The sequence below is a fragment of the Mycolicibacterium pallens genome, assembly GCF_019456675.1.
Taxonomy (GTDB): Bacteria; Actinomycetota; Actinomycetes; order Mycobacteriales; family Mycobacteriaceae; genus Mycobacterium; species Mycobacterium crocinum.
In genome coordinates, this window is the sequence record NZ_CP080333.1 from 2328170 (window position 1) to 2344927 (window position 16758).

The following is a 16758-nucleotide window of genomic DNA, read 5'->3' on the forward strand; positions in this document are numbered from 1 at the left end:
TCTCGTGCGCAAACCCCACGCCGTCCGGAGGGAACCCATGGCTGTCGAGAAGAACGCAACCGTCAAGTACGAGCGGACCCTGTTCGAGCCCGAGCACGAGCTGTTCCGCGAGGCCTACCGGTCGTTCCTCGAGCGGCACGTCGCCCCCTTCCACGAGCAGTGGGAGAAGGACAAGATCGTCGATCGCGGGGTCTGGCTCGAGGCCGGCAAGCAGGGCTTCCTCGGCATGGCCGTGCCGGAGGAGTTCGGTGGCGGTGGCAACGCCGACTTCCGCTACAACGTGATCCTGACCGAGGAGACCGCGGCCGGCCGCTACAGCGGCCTCGGATTCGGGCTGCACAACGACGTCGTCGCCCCGTATCTGCTGGAGCTCACCACCGAGGAGCAGAAGCAGCGCTGGCTGCCCAAGTTCTGCAGCGGCGAATACATCACCGCGATCGCGATGACCGAGCCGGGCACCGGCAGCGACCTGCAGGGCATCAAGACGCGCGCGGTCAAGCAGGGTGACCACTACGTGCTCAACGGCTCGAAGACGTTCATCACGAACGGCGTCAACGCCGACCTGGTGATCGTGGTGGCCCAGACCGACCCGGAGAAGGGCGCGCTGGGCTTCTCGCTGCTGGTTGTCGAGCGCGGTATGGAGGGCTTCGAGCGCGGCCGCCACCTGGACAAGATCGGCCTGGACGCCCAGGACACCGCCGAACTGTCCTTCACCGACGTCAAGGTTCCGGCGGAGAACCTGCTCGGTGAGGAGGGTCAGGGCTTCATCTACCTGATGCAGAACCTCCCGCAGGAGCGCCTCAACATCGCGGTCATGGCGGCCGCGGCCATGGAGAGCGTCCTCGAGCAGACGCTGCAGTACACCAAGGAGCGCAAGGCGTTCGGCAAGCCGATCGGCAGCCAGCAGAACAGCCGCTTCCTGCTGGCCGAGCTGGCCACCGAAGCGACCGCCGTCCGCATCATGGTCGACGAATTCATCCGGCTGCACCTCGACAAGAAGCTGACCGCCGAGCAGGCGTCGATGGCGAAGTGGTACTCGACCGAGAAGCAGGTCCATCTCGTCGACCGCTGCCTGCAGCTGCACGGCGGTTACGGCTACATGCGGGAATATCCGGTCGCGAAGGCGTATCTCGATGCCCGCGTCCAGACCATCTACGGCGGCACCACCGAGATCATGAAGGAAATCATCGGCCGCAGCCTGGGCGTCTAGCCCGGCGAAGGGCGCTGAACTGCTCTTTCGGTCATGTGCGAGCGGCTACCGATGCGTCGGGTGCCGGCGACGAGCCCAGGTTTGTCCTGGGCTTTTCGCGTATTTTGGCCCGTCAACGCGTCGGTTATCTCTGAGAAACGCCGCGTGTCGTGAGGTGCTGAAGCACAGTTGACACGGAGGATGAGGGGAAGCATCTTGACCGAAACTACGGGGAGAGTGCATGACCAGGCTTGGAAGTCGTCTCAGTAGAGGCGTCGGGCGGATGGCGCTCGGCGTCTTCGCGACGGCTGCGGCTGCGCTGCTGTGGGCGCCCGGCGCGATCGCGGACCCCCAGAGTGACGCCAGCGATGCCATCAATCAGGCGTGGCAGGCGGCCGGTGGTGATACCTCCTCGGTAGGCACCAAGGACGGCGACGTCTACGCCGTCGGCGACGGGTTCGCCCAGAACTTCAGCGGCGGCAAGATCTTCTTCACCCCGGCCACCGGCGCGCACCTGCTCACCGGGGCGATCCTGGACAAGTACACCGCGCTCGGCGGTCCCGCCGACAGCGACCTCGGCTTCCCGACCATCGATTCGGTGCCCGGCCTGGTCGGACCGGACAGTCGCGTGAGCACCTTCAGTGCCAGCGACAAGCCGGCGATCTTCTGGACTCCCGACACCGGCGCCTGGGTCGTGCGCGGCGCGATCAATGCGGCGTGGGACAAGCTCGGCGGTTCGGCGGGCACGATGGGCGTGCCCACCGCGGACGAGACCTACAACGGCAGCGTCGTGAGCCAGAAGTTCACCGGCGGCGAGATCTCGTATGACACCGCCGCCAAGACCTTCAGCACCGTGCCGCCCGAACTGGCCAACAACCTGGCCGGTGTGGAGGTGCCGAGCGACGCGACGACGGCGATCAACCAGGCCTGGCGCGCCGCGGGCGGGCTCTCGGGACCGCTCGGTGCCCGACAGGGTGCCCAGCAGCCCATCGGCACTGACGGCGCCGCACAGGATTACGCCGGCGGCAAGATCTTTTACTCACCGGCCACCGGCGCGCATGCGGTGACCGGCGCGATCCTGGCCAAGTACGAAGCCGCCGGCGGACCGACCGGCGATCTGGGCCTGCCGACCGGAACCGAAGCCGACGGCGGCGCGCCCAACAGCCGGGTCAGCGCCTTCAGCGCGGCCGACAAGCCGGTCATCTTCTGGACGCCCGACAACGGCGCCATCGTGGTCCGCGGTGCGATCAACGCCGCCTGGGCCAAGCTGGGCGGGGCGACGGGCAAGCTCGGTGTGCCGACCGGTGAGCAGAGTGTCAACGGCGACACCGTGACCCAGAAGTTCAGCGGGGGCGAGATCTCCTGGGACAAGGCCAGCAACACATTCACCACCAAACCGCCGGAGCTGGCCGGGTCGCTGGCCGGTGTGCAGGTGCCGGCCGCAGCCGGGGCACAGGCCGGCCCGTCGGGCGCCACCTCCGGCAAGGGGTCCGCATTCCACTGGTGGTGGCTGCTGATCATCATCCCGGTGTTGTTGCTGCTGGCCGTGATCGGGCTGGGCCTGCTGTGGCTGCAGCGGCGCCGCCGTGCCGGCGACGAGATCGAGGACGACTTTCACGACTCGGACTACGACGACGACGATCACTGGCCGCATGAGGCCGTCGGCGCGCCCGAGGCCTCTGCCGCCTCGCGGTTCTCGACCTATCCCGACGGTGGCGGCGCACAGGTCGCCGCGGCGCCGGGATTCGGCTGGGCGCCCGAGGACAGCGAGAAGTCGCAGCCGGGCCCCGAAGATGTGTTCGACGGCGATCAGGATTCGATCGACACCACGCCGACCCGCATACCCGACGAGGCTGAGCAGGCCGGCGGCTACGAGGCCGATGACATCGACGAGGCCCCTGCCGAACTGGAGTACGCCGAGGTCGAGGAACTCGACGACGAGGAATCAAGCGATTCCGGCCGTCATGCAGCGGTGAACCTCGGGGAGTCGCAGTCGATGTGGCGGCTCAACCTGGGTGAGCTCGGCACGCCGCGGCGTCGTCGCGCCGCCGAACCGGAGCTCGAGCCGGAGCCCGAGCCGGTCGAGCCGGACCCCGACGACATCGTCGAGTCCGATGTGGTCGACATCGAGGACGAAGAGGACGCGTCCACGGCGCCCGCCGAGGTGTTGTCGTCGGATGTCCACACCGAAGCGGCAGCCAACCGCCCGGCGATCCACCTTCCGCTGTCTGACCCCTATCAGGCGCCGGAAGGCTATGTGGTCAAGGCCAATACGCATTCCGGGCTGTACTACACCCCGGACTCTGCGCTCTACAACGACACCGTGCCCGAGGTGTGGTTCGCCAGTGAGGAACTCGCGCAGGCGAATGGATTCCACAAGGCGGAGTGAGGCTTTCGCCTCCTCCGGCTAGACCTTGCGGATGACGGTGACGACCTTGCCGAGGATGGCGGCGGCGTTGCCGTCGATCGGGTCGAACGCCGGGTTGTGCGGCATCAGCCAGACCTGACCACCCGTACGCTTGAACGTCTTGACCGTCGCTTCACCGTCGATCATCGCCGCGACGATGTCGCCGTTGTCGGCCACGTTCTGCTGACGGACCACGACCCAGTCACCGTCGCAGATCGCGGCGTCCACCATGGATTCGCCGACGACCTTCAACAGGAACAGCGAACCCTCGCCGACCAGTTCGCGCGGTAGCGGGAAGACGTCCTCGACGGCCTCCTCGGCCAGGATCGGGCCGCCGGCGGCGATGCGCCCGAGAACCGGCACGAACGTCGGCTCGGGCAGGGCATCCGAACCGGCGACCTCGGTGCGCACCGGGGTGACGGACTCATCGGCGCCGCGGACGTCGACGGCTCGGGGTCGGTTGGCGTCGCGGCGCAGGTAGCCCTTGCGCTCGAGGGTGCGCAGCTGGTGCGCCACCGACGATGTCGAGGTGAGGCCGACGGCGTCGCCGATCTCCCGGATGCTCGGGGGATAGCCGCGGCTGGTGACCGAAGCCCGGATCACTTCGAGGATGGTTCGCTGCCGCTCCGTCAGCCCGGAGTCGGCGTTATCGCGGCGGCTTGTGTCGGTACCCGATGTCTCACTGCGGTCGCTCATGGGGCCGAATGTAGTCGCGCATGTCGAGAAATTCAAACATTTGTTCGACCGTGTCGCGATCCGGTCCGGATCGACGGTGATCGGAACAAAACTTGTCGGTGGTCGGATTTATCCTTCGAACACGCTCGCTCACATGTTCGGTTTTCGAACGCATGATCGAGTATATTTCGAACACAAGAGCGAACAGCGGCGGCTTCGAGGGAAGGACTTCAGACATGACAGTCATCGATGATCGACAGGTTTTCATCCCGGCACCGGTTTACCGGCGGACGTCCGGCGCGCCCGTCGCCCCAGCTCGGCGCCGTCCGGCAGGACCTCGCGCCTACCGGCCGCACCCGGCCCGGCCGGCGATCGCGCCGATCCAGTACCGCGGCACCGGTGTCGCCTTCTCCCGGGCTCCGCACACGCGCAGGCCGGTCAGCACCGCTGTGACGATCGCGCTGGCCGGGGTGGCCGCGCTGATCACGCTGTGGCTCGGCATGGTCGGCCACTTCAGTGGCTCGCCGGCGGCCAGCGAACAGATGCCCGACCAGCTCGCCGTCGTTCAGGTGCAGGCAGGGGAGACGCTGCAGCAGCTGGCCGGGCGGGTCGCACCGGATGCGCCCGCCGGACAGGTTATGCAACGCATCCGCGACCTGAACAAGCTCGAGTCGGCGTCACTGGACGCCGGGCAGACGCTCATCGCGCCGATCGGCTGACCACCGTGCTGGCCGTGGCCGCTCGACAGACGGCGCAGGTAGGCTCTCAGTGGTTCGAATCATCGGACCACGGCGGAGCGAAGGAGCGGTCATGCACTGTCCGTTCTGTCGCAACCCGGACTCCCGCGTCGTCGACTCCCGCGAGACCGACGAAGGTCAGGCCATCCGGCGGCGCCGGTCCTGCCCCGAATGCGGCCGGCGATTCACCACCGTGGAAACCGCAGTGCTCGCGGTCGTGAAGCGCAGCGGCGTCACCGAACCGTTCAGCCGAGAAAAGGTCATCAGCGGCGTGCGCCGAGCCTGTCAGGGCCGCGACGTCGACGACGACGCACTTAATCTGCTCGCTCAGCAGGTCGAGGACACCGTGCGGGCGGCCGGTTCCCCGGAGATCCCCAGCCATGAGGTCGGCCTGGCCATTCTTGGGCCGCTTCGCGAACTCGACGAAGTCGCCTATCTGAGGTTCGCGTCGGTGTACCGCTCGTTCAGCTCCGCTGAGGACTTCGAGCGCGAGATCGAGGCGCTGCGCGCCCATCGCGCCGTCGGCACCTCCGGCTGAACCTTCTCAATCCAGCTGTCGCACACCGTCACTGACCACGCGGCCAGCGATCAGCACCCATCCCTCCGGATCCCATGTTGTATAGATCTGCGAGCCCTTGCCCTGTGTGATGGTCAGGTCGCGACTGAGGTAATCGGTGATCCGCGCCGCCGCCGAGCCTGTCGCCTCATCCTCGGGAACGCCGAGGTCGGAGGCGAACATCCGCGACCGGATGTGTCCTCCATCGCGATCCACCCACGCCCAGATGTAATGCTCGGCGTCATCGGAGTAGTCGTCTGGATCGGCGCCCAACACCTCGTCCACCGAACGCAGATCGTGAATGGCGAATTCGGGTGACCATTCCGCGCGAGCGCGGATCGCGGTGCGGTCGTCGTCGTAGCTGACTCCGACGATGCCCGCCGGCACCTGAAGGGTGCGGATCGGCGTGCCACGGTCGCGCAACCACCAGGCCGCACCGACCGTGGGATGCCCGGCGAAGGGCAGTTCCGTGGCCGGGGTGAAGATGCGGGCGTGCGCGGTGGTCGATCCATCGGTCGGCAGGTCGATGAATATCGTTTCGCTGTAACCCAATTCGGTGGCGATGCGTTGTCGTTCACCGGCGGGCACGGTGGCCGCGTCCACCACGCCGAGCGGATTGCCGAAGTCGCCTCCCGCATCGGTGAACACCCGCAGCACAGTCACGTCGACGGTCATATGTCGACTGTACGACCGCTGAGTCAGGTGGCGCTGCGCTCGTCGGCCTCCAACGCGTCGAGCACCGCGACCCGGGTGTCCAGCGAACCGGTGACCGCGCGCCCGGACAGCCCGCTGCGCAGGAGGTCCCGCAGGGCGTCCTGGTCGTATTCGGCGGGAGCGGTGGAATCGATGAACTTCTCGACGACTTCCACGAAGCGTTCGGGGTCGTCGTGAAACGGGAAGTGCCCGGAGCGGCCGAAGATCTCGAGCCGCGAGCCCGGCATGGCCGAATGTGCCATCCGTGCATGGCTGACCGGGATCACCGCATCTTGATCGCCCCAAATGAGTTGCACAGGAACGGATTCGGTCAAATAACATCGGTCCAGCATGGTGACCACCTGCCCGCGCCAGTCCACCACCGAGCGCAGCGTGCGGGTGAACGCCGACGATGCGGTCGGCTCGGGCAGGTCGGCCAGGATGCGCAGCGCGTCGGGCAGGTCGCGACCCAGACCCGTCGAGCCGAACACGCTGCCCAGGACACGGCCGGCAACCTGCAACGCGGGCAGCACCATCGGCAGCCGCAGCAGCGCCAACGCCTCACCGCCCATCGGTAGCGAGGCCGCCCGCAGTGCGACATTGACTTCCTTGGTCACGCCGCCGGCACTGACCAGGATCAGCCTCTCGACCAATTGCGGGAACTGGTAAGCGAATTGCATCGCCACCCCACCGCCGAGCGAATGCCCGACCACGGTGACCTTGTCGAGATCGAGGACGCTGAGCAGATCGCGCATGCCGTTCGCGTAGGCCGCCACCGAGTAGTCGGCCCGCGGCTTGTCGGATTGTCCGTGCCCGAGCAGGTCCGGGGCGATCACGGTGAACCGCTGGGCAAGCGTGCTGTGCACCGAATGCCAGGTCGTCGAGTTGTCACCGATCCCGTGGATCAACAGCAGCGCCGGACCGGAGCCCGCCACCCGGAACGCCCGCCGGTAACCGTGAATGGTCCGGAAGTGCAGTGTGGGTGTCACGTCCCGCACCGGTTGCAGATTGGGCTTTCGCTGAGACTTCTGTTGCGTCATGGCCAACCCCATCATCGGTGCGGTGGGCTTCGTCAGGTTTCGCCGGTGTCGTTGAAACCGTCTTTGAAGTCCTCGGCGTGCTGAGCGAGGAATTTCTCGAATTCCGCGCCCAACTCGTCGCCACTGGGGAGTTCCTCGTCGTGCGCCAGCAGCGACCGGTTCTCTTGAGCGGCAACGAAAGCATCGTACTGGCGCTCCAGGGCCGTCACCACTTGAGCGACCTCCGGCGAGGCCTCGACCTGCTCGTCGATCTTGGTGCGGATACCTTCGCCGGCATCGGTCAGGGCGCGCAGCGGTACCTGCAGCGAAGTCAGTTTGGCGACCTGTTCCAGCAGTGCCTCAGCGGCCGGCGGGAAGTCGGTCTGGGCCAGGTAGTGCGGCACGTGAACGGTGAAGCCGATGACTTCATGGCCGTGCTGGGCCATCCGGTACTCCAGCAGGTTGGACACGCTGCCCGGCACCTGCACCTCGCCGACCCACGGGGTGAAGTCGGTGATCAGCTCGCGGTTGTTGGAGTGCGCGGTCATCGTCACCGGCCGGGTGTGGGGGACCGCCATCGGAATCGTGCCGAGCCCGATGGTCTGGCGCACCCCGAGACGCTCGGCCAGCAGGCGGACGGCGGTGACGAACCGCTCCCACTTCAGGTCCGGCTCCAGCCCGGCCAGCAGCAGGAACGGTGTGCCCAGACTGTCCCGCAGGGCGTACAGGTTCAGCTGCGGATCGTCGTAGTCGGTGAAGTGGTCGGTCTTGAACGTCATCAGCGGCCGGCGCGACCGATAGTCGAGCAGCTCGTCGATGGCGAAGGAGGCCACCAGCTCGGTGTCGAGCTTGGCCTTGAGGTGATCAGCAGCCAGGCGAATGGCGTGGCCGGCGTCGGAAAACCCCTCAAGAGCATGAATCATCACCGGTCCGCGCCCGTCGGGCGCGGACAGCTGCGGCGCCGGAAACTCCAGTTCGTACATTCCGGTCTGCTCGGGTTGGTACTGCTGTCCCTGCTCGTCAGTCATCGTCTCCGCCTCCTCGCGGTGCCCGGGAACGTCGTCGTCCCCTTCTACCGTGACAACCAGTGTCTCGCAGGATCCGCTGGGCCGGCGACATCGGGCACAGATTCGGGTGAGCGCTGTCATTGCGCCCGTGTTGCACAACGCAGGTGGCGTGCCCGCCGTTCCCCGGTGTCAATCCTCGAGGCAGGTCCGCAACGCCCCAATCGGGCATGATCGAGCCATGCGAACTGCATCGGTGGCACTGAACCTGGCCTTGGCCGCGGTTCTGGTCGCCGGCTGCCGTTCGACGGCCGAACCGCGGGCCAAAGCCGCCGAGGAGCCCAGTGCGGCGCAATCGGTGGTCACCGACGCCCGGCCGGTGGCGCCCCGCCCCGCCGTGGGCGCCCTGTTCCTCGGCGGCACCGATACCCACACCTGTACCGCCTCGGTGATCCACTCCACCAGCCAGGACCTGATTCTGACCGCCGCGCACTGCTTGGCTGCCGGCCTGCCCACCACGTTCGTGCCGGGATTCGACCAGAGCGCCGCTCCCGGTGCTGTCTGGACCGTCGACACCGTGTACCTCGACCCCCGTTGGGTCGCCACCCAGGACCCCAAGGCCGACTACGCCGTCGCGCGGGTCAGCCGACCCGCCGGCGGCAGCATCGAAGCCGTGACCGGTCAGGCCCTGACGCTGGGCACGGCCCCCTCCGGTCCGGTCACGGTGATCGGCTACCCGCTGGGCGACGGCGGACCGCCGCTGGGCTGTGACACGACCGCCGGCGTGGACGGGGGCTATCCCTGGCTGCGCTGCAACGGCCTCGGTGACGGGACCAGTGGCGGCCCGTGGATCGCCGGCGCGACGGTGACCGGCGTGATCGGCGGACGCGACGGCGGCGGCTGCCAGGACAACATCTCGTACTCGTCGCCGTTCGACGCGGCGACCGCCGCCCTGCTGGCCCGCGCCGAGGCAGGCGGCCCGGGCGACGACGCGCCGACGTCGTTCGACAGCGACTGCTGAGCGGTCAGCGGCGGAACTGGTTCAGGGCGCGCAGCTTGTTCATCACGTCCAGGGCCGCGACCTTGTAGGCCTCCGAGAATGTCGGGTAGTTGAAGACCGCGTCGACCAGATACTCGATGGTCCCGCCGCAACCCATCACCGCCTGGCCGATGTGCACCAGCTCGGTGGCCGCCGTGCCGAAGATGTGCACGCCGAGGACCTTGAGATCCTCGGTGGACACCAGCAACTTGAGCATGCCGTAGGAGTCGCCGGCGATCTGTCCGCGGGCGAGTTCGCGGTAGCGGGAGACCCCGACCTCGTAGGGGATCGCGGCCTTGGTCAGTTCGACCTCGGTGGCCCCGACGTAGGACACCTCGGGGATCGAATAGATGCCGATCGGCTGCAGCACGGTCATGCCGGCTGTCGGCTCGCCGAATGCGTGGTAGGCGGCCAGCCGGCCCTGTTCCATCGAGGTGGCGGCCAGGGCGGGAAAGCCGATGACGTCGCCGACGGCGTAGATGTGGTCGACCTTGGACTGGAACGTCTTCTCGTCGACGAAGATCCGGCCGCGGTTGTCGGCCTCCAGGCCGGCGTTCGCCAGGTCCAGGTGGTCGGTCTGGCCCTGCCGTCCGGCCGAGTACATGACGGTCTCGGCAGGGATCTGCTTGCCGCTGGCCAACGTGGTGACGGTGCCGGCCGAGCCGACGTCGACGGCGGTCACCTCCTCGCCGAACCGGAACGTCACCGCCAGGTCACGCAGGTGGAAACGCAGCGCCTCGACGATCTCGGGGTCGCAGAAGTCCAGCATCGTGTCACGCTTCTCCACGACGGTGACCTTGGTGCCCAGGGCGGCGAACATCGAGGCGTACTCGATGCCGATCACCCCGGCGCCGACGACCACCATCGAACCCGGGATGGTCTTGAGATCCAGGATGCCGTCGGAGTCGAGCACCCGGTTCTCGTCGAATTCGACGCCGGCGGGCCGGGCGGGCTTGGTGCCGGTGGCGATGATGATGTAGCGGCCGCTGACGGTGATGTGCTCGGCGCGGGTGGGATCCTCCACCTCGACGGTGTGCTCGTCGACGAACCGGCCGTGCCCGACGTAGAGCTCAATTCCATTGCGCATCAGCTGGTTTCGCACCACGTCGACCTCTTTGCGGATCACGTGTTCGGTGCGGGCCAGTAGGTCGGCGGGCGTGATCTTGTCCTTGACCCGGTAGCTGGCGCCGTACAGTTCGCGCTGGCTCATACCGGTCAGGTAGAGCACGGCCTCACGCAGCGTCTTGGACGGGATGGTGCCGGTCTGGACGCAGACACCACCGAGCATCTGCCCGCGCTCGATGACGGCCACCGTCTTGCCCAGCTTGGCCGCGGCGATGGCCGCCTTCTGGCCGCCGGGTCCCGAGCCGATCACGACGAGGTCGTATTCCACACTCATGAGGACAAGGTGTACGCCGGTTTGCCGAATCTCGCATGCCGACCGTGTCAATACGACATGAACAATGCGTCGCGGCCCTCGCGGATCGATCCCCAGATCCGACTTCATCCCCAACCCTGGGCTAATCGGTGCTCGACGGCGCGGTTTGGTCGGCGCCGGTTGCGACCGTCTGGCCATGACCACACACGAACCCGACTATCGCTTCACCCGTCCCGGCGCGCTGATCGCCGCCCTGCCCGCCGTTCTCGGCTTCGTGCCGGAGAAGTCACTGGTGCTGGTGGCCCTCGAAGGCGGCGAGATGGGCGCCGTCATGCGCGTCGACCTGTCCAAGACGATCGGCGATGACCTCTCTCACCTCGCCGAACTCGCCGCCGCGTCGGGTGGGGACACCGTCGTGGTGGTGATCGTCGATGCCGAGGGCGCCCCGTGCCCGATGTGCAATCAGGACTATCGCGACATCTGCGATGACCTGTCGACCGCGCTGTCCGCTCACGGCATGGAGATCTATGCCACCCACGTCGTCGACCGGATCGAGGCGGGTGGCCGATGGCACTGCGTCGACGGCTGCGGTGCCTTCGGGGCGGTGGAGGATCCGATGGCCTCGCCACTGGCCGCGGCCGCCGTGCTGGAGGGTCGGCGACTGTATCCACGTCGTTCCGATCTGCAGGCGGTGGTTGCTGTTGCCGACGCCGGCCGCGCGGCGTCGCTGGTGCCGGCCATCTCTGAGCATGCGCAGGCGCGAGAAGCCGACTGGCGGGCCGATCCCGACGGGTGCGGTCGCCGCGACGTCGAAGCAGCCATGGCGCTCGCCGCCCGCGTGAATGCCGGGGCCGAGCTCGACGAGTCCGAGCTCGCGATGCTGGCGTGCGCGCTGACCGACGTCGACGTGCGCGACACGCTCTACGCGCTGGCCGTCGGCGCCGACGCCGCGAACGCCGAAGCGTTGTGGGCGGTGCTGTCGCGCACACTGCCCGACCCCTGGCGCACCGAAGCGCTTGTGCTGCTGGCCTTTTCGGCGTACGCCCGGGGCGACGGGCCGCTGGCGGGGCTGTCGCTGGAGGCCGCGCTGCGCAGCGATCCCGAGCACCGGATGGCGGACATGCTCGACACGGCGCTGCAGTCGGGCCTGCGACCCGAACAGATTCGCGAGCTGGCCGGCACCGGGTATCGGCTGGCCAAGCGGCTCGGGGTGCGGCTTCCGCCGCGGCGCACGTTCGGCCGCCGCGCGGTCTGAGGGAGGCTAGACCTTCTCGACCTTGACGGCGTGGGCCATCTCGTGGGGCAGGTGCACGTTCTCGTGGCCGCCGATCAGGATGGTCACACCGCCGTGCGGGCTGTTCTCCACTTGGACACGGGCATTGGGCACCACGCCGGCTTCCTTGAGCTGGCCGATCAGTTCGACGTCACCCTGGACGTGCTCGGTGAGCTGACGGACCACCACGGCGACGGGGGAGCCGGCGGGCAGCTCGGTCAGGCGGACCAGGTTGGCGTCCTCGAACTGGCTCATGTCCAGGCCCAGCAGCGACAGGCCGGGGATCGGGTTGCCGAACGGAGACACGGTCGGGTCGTCGAGAACCTGCACCAGGCGGCGCTCGACGTCCTCGCTCATGACGTGCTCCCAGCGGCAGGCCTCGGCGTGGACCTCTTCCCACGGCAAGCCGATGACGTCTACCAGAAGCCGTTCGGCGAGGCGGTGCTTGCGCATCACCGAGACCGCGAGTTCGCGGCCCTTCTCGGTCAATTCGAGATGGCGGTCGCCGGCGACCTGAAGCAAGCCGTCGCGTTCCATCCGGGCTACGGTCTGGCTGACTGTCGGGCCACTCTGCTCCAAGCGCTCGGCAATGCGTGCGCGCAGCGGGATCACGCCCTCTTCCTCGAGGTCGTAGATCGTGCGGAGATACATCTCGGTGGTATCGACCAGATCGTTCATAAGGACACCCTTCGTCTGTCCCGAGTCTACTTGGCTAGCTGGGAAAACGGATGTGCAACACTGCCGCCCACGGCAGCGTGCCCGCCGGCATCGCCGACGGGCACACTTGGGGGGTTGCTTATCTAGCTGGCGTAGGACCGCAGCCGATCCGCCCGATCACCGTTGCGGAGCTTGGCCATGACCTCGCGCTCGATCTGGCGAACCCGTTCGCGGGACAGGCCGAACAGCTTGCCGATCTGGTCGAGGGTGCGGGGCTGGCCGTCGTCGAGGCCGAACCGGAGCCGGATCACCTGCTGCTCGCGCTCGTCGAGCGTGGCGAGCACGTGGCGGATGTCGGTGTGCAGCAGCTCGGCAATGACCGCGTTCTCCGCGGACATGGCTTCGGCGTCCTCGATGAAGTCGCCGAGCGGAGCCTCCTCGTCGCTGCCGACCGGCATGTCGAGGCTTACCGGGTCGCGGCTGTGCTCCAGCAGATCGTTGATCTTCTCGACCGGGATGCCCGACTCTTCGGCGAGTTCCTCGTCGCTGGCCTCGCGGCCCAGGCTCTGGTGCATCTCACGCTTGATCCGCGCCAGCTTGTTGACCTGCTCCACGAGGTGGACGGGCAGCCGGATCGTGCGGCTCTGGTCGGCCATACCGCGGGTGATGGCCTGACGGATCCACCAGGTGGCATACGTCGAGAACTTGAAACCCTTGGTGTAGTCGAACTTCTCCATCGCGCGGATCAGACCGAGGTTGCCCTCCTGGATGAGGTCCAGCAGCGGCATGCCGCGGCCGGTGTAGCGCTTCGCGAGCGACACCACCAGACGCAGGTTGGCCTCGAGCAGGTGGCTGCGGGCGGCCTGCCCGTCCCGCACGATGATGGCGAGATCGCGCTTGCGGTTCTCGGACAGCCGCTTCTTGGTCTCCAGCAGGTGCTGGGCGAAGAGCCCGGCCTCGATGCGCTTGGCCAGCTCGACCTCGTCCTCGGCGGTGAGCAGCGCGGTCTTACCGATGCCGTTCAGATACACGCGCACCAGGTCGGCGGCTGGACTCTGAGCGTCCAGATCGCTGTCGAACCGGGTGGTGGTGGCATTTGCCATGGTGGCCTCCTGATCGGCTGCATCTGTCAAAGCGTTCAACGTGCGATCGGAGCTAAGAGTTCCCGCAAGGTTGCGGGTTCACACCCTCTGAAGTGCGGGAATACCGAGGAGCCCTGAGAATGTCCTGAGAAAGGACGCTACCGGGGGTCAGTGGGAACCGCGGTCGGCCCCACCGGCCGAATGCGGTTGCGCTGCCGGGATCCCGGCCTCGAGCGCGCGACGTTCGGCACGCGGGAACAGCTGGGTCCGGTGCGGGGTGTCGTTGAAGCGACGGGGTTCTTCGGCACGTCGGGGCGGACGGTCATTGGCGATCAGTACGGCCATCCACGGCAGCGGCAACGACACCGCGATGATCGCCAGCGAGATGAGGCCGTTGTGCCACAGGCCGTACGCCGCGGCCGCCAAAATCAGCGCCGGGATCCGAAAGGACATGATCGTCAAATACTTCCGCACGCGCTGGCGGTGCTGCTCCTCATAGGGCGTCGCCGCGGCGGTGATGAGCACGGGCCGACCCTCGTCGTCGAATCCCAGCTCACGCTTCATACCTCCACTGTTCCACATTCCGTGATCGATATGCATGCCGGTTTCTTACGGCTGTCTTACCGGGCACAATGTCTTCTATGCAGACCCAGACGATCGAACGCACCGACACCGACGAACGCGTCGACGACGGGACCGACGACGACGCCCCCAAGGTCTTCCACTACGTCAAGAAGGACAAGATCGCCGAGAGTGCCGTGATGGGCACCCACGTCGTCGCGCTGTGCGGCGAGGTGTTCCCGGTGACCCGCGCGGCCAAGCCCGGCTCGCCTGTCTGCCCGGACTGCAAGCGGGTCTACGAGAACCTCAAGAAGGGCTGACGGGAGCGGCTTCAGCGGTGTCGTCCGGCGCCGGCTGTGGCTGCTCGGCCTCGGCGTCGCCGTCACTGCGGGCTTTCGCCCTGCGCCGCAGCCACGTTCGGACCTGATCGGCGTGCGGCATCGGCGCGGGGAATTCCTCTTCGATCGCGGCGTTGAGTTCGGCCCCGATCATGATCGCGAAGCCGAGGAAGAACGCGAACAGCAGGAATGCGATCGGGGTGGCCAGCGCCCCGTAGGTGTAGCCGGTGCTGGTGATCCAGGTCAGGTAGAACCGTAGGCCCATCGTCGCGACCACGAACACGGTCGTCGCCAGGACTGCTCCCCACACCAGCCGATGGGTCGGCAGCGGTTTGGGCAGTGATACCCGGTAGAGGATCGTCACGGCGAGCACCAGCGCCAAGACCAGGGCGGGGTAGTAGCCGTAGTGCAGCAGGTTGTCCCAGCTGTCCGGCAGGTACGACGAGATCTTGCGCGGCCCGAGCGCTACGAACGGTGCGCTGGCGATCACGAAAACCAGCATCACCACGTAGAGCCCGAGCGCGAAGAACCGCTGCCGTACCGGATGCCGTAGCGGGGTCTGGTCGTGGGCTTCCACCACCGAGTCGACGAACGCCGAGATGGCGGACGAGCCGGCCCACAGGCTGATCACGAAGCCGAATGACACCACCTCGCCGCGCGCCCCGGCCACGATGTCGCGAACGGTCGGCTCGATGATCTCGTTGACCACGTTCTTCGAGAAGAAGCTGTTCGCGAAGTTGATCAGCTGGTTCTCAATGGTGGGCAGGGTGTCTAGCCCGAACAGCGGCGCGATGTAGGCCAGGCTGCCCAGCATCCCGAGCAGCAGCGGCGGCAACGACAGCACCGACCAGAAACCGGCCTGAGCCGACTCGGAGAAAATCGAGTCGTCCCAACTCTTGGACAATGTCCGTTTCGAGATCCGCCATATGTGATGGCGAGACGGTTTGGCGGATTGGTCAGTCATGACCAGTCCAGCATTCCTGACGACAGCGGTCCTGCCCAGCGACGCGGCCGTGAGCGGCTACTACGCCTCCGACGGGCTGACTTCGATCACCGCGGCCAGCTCGATCAGCTTGGCCTGGTGCTCGTTGGCGTGATGCTGGCAGAACAGGAGTTCGGCGCCCGACGGGAGCTTGGCGCGCACGCGAGCCGCTGCTCCACAGCGGTCGCAGCGATCAGCCCTGGTCAATTCGGGACTGGTCAACGTTGCGTTCATAGCTCCTCCGTAAGGTGCTCATCGCGTCGGTGACTGGGCGCCACCGTCACGTATCTCTACTGTCTCAGACGTTCTTCGTTTGGGCCTTGTTCCCCAGGGGTTTAACGCTGTGTCGTGTCTCACGCCTCGTCGTGTTGCGGGTACTGCAGTGTGGTCGTATGTACCCGAATCCGGAATTCTTACTCCACCTGTGCGGAGAGCGAGACTGGGAAGCCGCCCACAGCGTTGGCGAACTTTGCCCCGCATCTCTGACCGAAGTCGGATTCATCCATCTCTCGACGCGTGAGCAGGTGCACCTGCCGGCCAACCGGCTCTACGCCGGTCGCACCGATTTGGTGCTCCTACACATCGATCCGCAGAAGCTGGATTCGCCGCTGCGTTGGGAACCTGGTGTTCCAACGGACCCGGAGTCGATGAGGTTCCCGCATCTGTATGGCCGGCTGCCGATCAGTGCCGTGATGAATGTCACCCCGTACCGGCCGGGGCCGGACGGCCGGTTTCAGCCGTTCGAGCCGTCGACGTAGGCGTCGGCCTCGATCTCCACGAACAACCCGGGTTCGATGAGCGCGGCGACCTCGACCATGGTCGCCGCCGGTCGAACGGTGCCGAAGAACTCGGCGTGCACCGCGCCGACGGCGCGCCACTGAGAGATGTCGGTGACGTAGATCCGGGTCCGTATGACGTCGGATAGGGCGGCATCGACGTCGGATAGCGCGGACCCTATGCGCTGCAAAGCATTTCGGGTCTGCTCGACGATATCGTCGCCCGCTCCGGTGGTTCCCGAGATCGCGATGTGCGGCCCGATCCGCACCGCGCGGCAGTACCCGACCGCACGTTCGTAGGTCGATTCCGAGGACACATTCACCCTGCTGGACACGGCGCCAGGGTATGCGGGTGCGGCATGCCCGCGCACCTGAATTTTGGGTGGCTGAGC

The 16758-nt window shown here is 67.0% G+C and carries 19 protein-coding genes; 8 read left to right on the top strand and 11 right to left on the bottom strand.

The annotated features are described in order from the left end of the window. Positions 1-37 precede the first annotated feature (37 nt). Positions 38-1210: an acyl-CoA dehydrogenase family protein gene (locus K0O64_RS11470; RefSeq protein ID WP_071945753.1), complete on the top strand. Its 1173-nt coding sequence runs from the start codon at positions 38-40 to the stop codon at positions 1208-1210. 220 nt (positions 1211-1430) lie between these two features. Beyond that, on the top strand, positions 1431-3578 hold the full coding sequence (locus K0O64_RS11475; protein ID WP_220046368.1) for an LGFP repeat-containing protein: 2148 nt from the start codon (positions 1431-1433) through the stop codon (positions 3576-3578). Positions 3579-3596: 18 nt separating this feature from the next. Here the strand turns inward: K0O64_RS11475 and lexA are convergent, their stop codons facing one another. Further along, positions 3597-4292 carry a transcriptional repressor LexA gene (lexA, locus tag K0O64_RS11480; RefSeq protein ID WP_071945749.1) on the bottom strand — a complete coding sequence of 232 codons (696 nt, stop codon included), beginning with the start codon at positions 4290-4292 and terminating at the stop codon, positions 3597-3599. Positions 4293-4507: 215 nt separating this feature from the next. On the opposite strand from lexA, the gene K0O64_RS11485 reads away from it, so the two are divergent. Beyond that, positions 4508-4990, top strand: a complete 483-nt coding sequence (locus tag K0O64_RS11485; protein ID WP_220046369.1) for a LysM peptidoglycan-binding domain-containing protein — start codon at positions 4508-4510, stop codon at positions 4988-4990. A 91-nt stretch (positions 4991-5081) separates the two neighbouring features. Continuing rightward, positions 5082-5546 carry a transcriptional regulator NrdR gene (gene nrdR / locus K0O64_RS11490; protein ID WP_047330084.1) on the top strand — a complete coding sequence of 155 codons (465 nt, stop codon included), beginning with the start codon at positions 5082-5084 and terminating at the stop codon, positions 5544-5546. Between the two features lie 6 nt (positions 5547-5552). Here the strand turns inward: nrdR and K0O64_RS11495 are convergent, their stop codons facing one another. From K0O64_RS11495 to K0O64_RS11505, 3 genes are read right to left on the bottom strand one after another with little or no spacing between them, the layout of a single operon-like run. Continuing rightward, positions 5553-6239 carry a PhzF family protein gene (locus tag K0O64_RS11495; protein ID WP_096311175.1) on the bottom strand — a complete coding sequence of 229 codons (687 nt, stop codon included), beginning with the start codon at positions 6237-6239 and terminating at the stop codon, positions 5553-5555. Positions 6240-6262: 23 nt separating this feature from the next. Continuing rightward, entirely contained in the window at positions 6263-7297 is a 1035-nt protein-coding gene (locus K0O64_RS11500) for an alpha/beta fold hydrolase (protein WP_096311176.1), read from the bottom strand. A gap of 32 nt (positions 7298-7329) precedes the next feature. After that, positions 7330-8304: a proteasome assembly chaperone family protein gene (locus tag K0O64_RS11505; protein ID WP_071945741.1), complete on the bottom strand. Its 975-nt coding sequence runs from the start codon at positions 8302-8304 to the stop codon at positions 7330-7332. Positions 8305-8521: 217 nt separating this feature from the next. On the opposite strand from K0O64_RS11505, the gene K0O64_RS11510 reads away from it, so the two are divergent. Next, the gene (locus K0O64_RS11510) at positions 8522-9301 is read left to right on the top strand and encodes a trypsin-like serine peptidase (protein WP_071945739.1); all 780 of its coding nucleotides are present in this window, start codon (positions 8522-8524) and stop codon (positions 9299-9301) included. Positions 9302-9305: 4 nt separating this feature from the next. Here the strand turns inward: K0O64_RS11510 and sthA are convergent, their stop codons facing one another. Further along, positions 9306-10718: a Si-specific NAD(P)(+) transhydrogenase gene (gene sthA, locus K0O64_RS11515; protein ID WP_071945737.1), complete on the bottom strand. Its 1413-nt coding sequence runs from the start codon at positions 10716-10718 to the stop codon at positions 9306-9308. A gap of 175 nt (positions 10719-10893) precedes the next feature. On the opposite strand from sthA, the gene K0O64_RS11520 reads away from it, so the two are divergent. Further along, complete coding sequence (locus K0O64_RS11520) at positions 10894-11952, top strand: DUF4192 domain-containing protein (protein ID WP_096312801.1); 1059 nt, start codon at positions 10894-10896, stop codon at positions 11950-11952. A 6-nt stretch (positions 11953-11958) separates the two neighbouring features. On the opposite strand, the gene K0O64_RS11525 is transcribed toward K0O64_RS11520, so the two are convergent. The 3 genes from K0O64_RS11525 to K0O64_RS11535 form a co-directional block, all read right to left on the bottom strand. After that, on the bottom strand, positions 11959-12648 hold the full coding sequence (locus K0O64_RS11525; protein ID WP_071945735.1) for an iron-dependent transcriptional repressor DtxR: 690 nt from the start codon (positions 12646-12648) through the stop codon (positions 11959-11961). A gap of 122 nt (positions 12649-12770) precedes the next feature. Beyond that, positions 12771-13760, bottom strand: coding sequence for a sigma-70 family RNA polymerase sigma factor (locus tag K0O64_RS11530; RefSeq protein WP_262871779.1), 990 nt, complete (start codon positions 13758-13760; stop codon positions 12771-12773). Between the two features lie 117 nt (positions 13761-13877). After that, positions 13878-14291, bottom strand: coding sequence for a DUF3099 domain-containing protein (locus tag K0O64_RS11535; RefSeq protein WP_174714176.1), 414 nt, complete (start codon positions 14289-14291; stop codon positions 13878-13880). Positions 14292-14350: 59 nt separating this feature from the next. Here K0O64_RS11535 and K0O64_RS11540 point away from each other — a divergent pair, with 59 nt between their 5' ends. Then, entirely contained in the window at positions 14351-14590 is a 240-nt protein-coding gene (locus K0O64_RS11540; RefSeq protein ID WP_047330092.1) for a DUF3039 domain-containing protein, read from the top strand. Here K0O64_RS11540 and K0O64_RS11545 read toward each other — a convergent pair. Both K0O64_RS11545 and K0O64_RS11550 read right to left on the bottom strand, forming a co-directional pair. Then, positions 14577-15572 (bottom strand): YihY/virulence factor BrkB family protein, encoded by a 996-nt coding sequence (locus K0O64_RS11545; RefSeq protein WP_096311180.1) that lies wholly within the window; start codon positions 15570-15572, stop codon positions 14577-14579. The genes K0O64_RS11540 and K0O64_RS11545 overlap by 14 nt on opposite strands. A 60-nt stretch (positions 15573-15632) precedes the next feature. Further along, positions 15633-15824, bottom strand: coding sequence for a DUF7455 domain-containing protein (locus K0O64_RS11550; RefSeq protein ID WP_071945727.1), 192 nt, complete (start codon positions 15822-15824; stop codon positions 15633-15635). A gap of 158 nt (positions 15825-15982) precedes the next feature. Here K0O64_RS11550 and K0O64_RS11555 point away from each other — a divergent pair, with 158 nt between their 5' ends. Continuing rightward, complete coding sequence (locus tag K0O64_RS11555) at positions 15983-16348, top strand: DUF952 domain-containing protein (protein ID WP_220046370.1); 366 nt, start codon at positions 15983-15985, stop codon at positions 16346-16348. Here K0O64_RS11555 and K0O64_RS11560 read toward each other — a convergent pair. Continuing rightward, positions 16324-16701: a RidA family protein gene (locus tag K0O64_RS11560; protein ID WP_225933691.1), complete on the bottom strand. Its 378-nt coding sequence runs from the start codon at positions 16699-16701 to the stop codon at positions 16324-16326. The genes K0O64_RS11555 and K0O64_RS11560 overlap by 25 nt on opposite strands. Between the last annotated feature and the right edge of the window lie 57 nt (positions 16702-16758).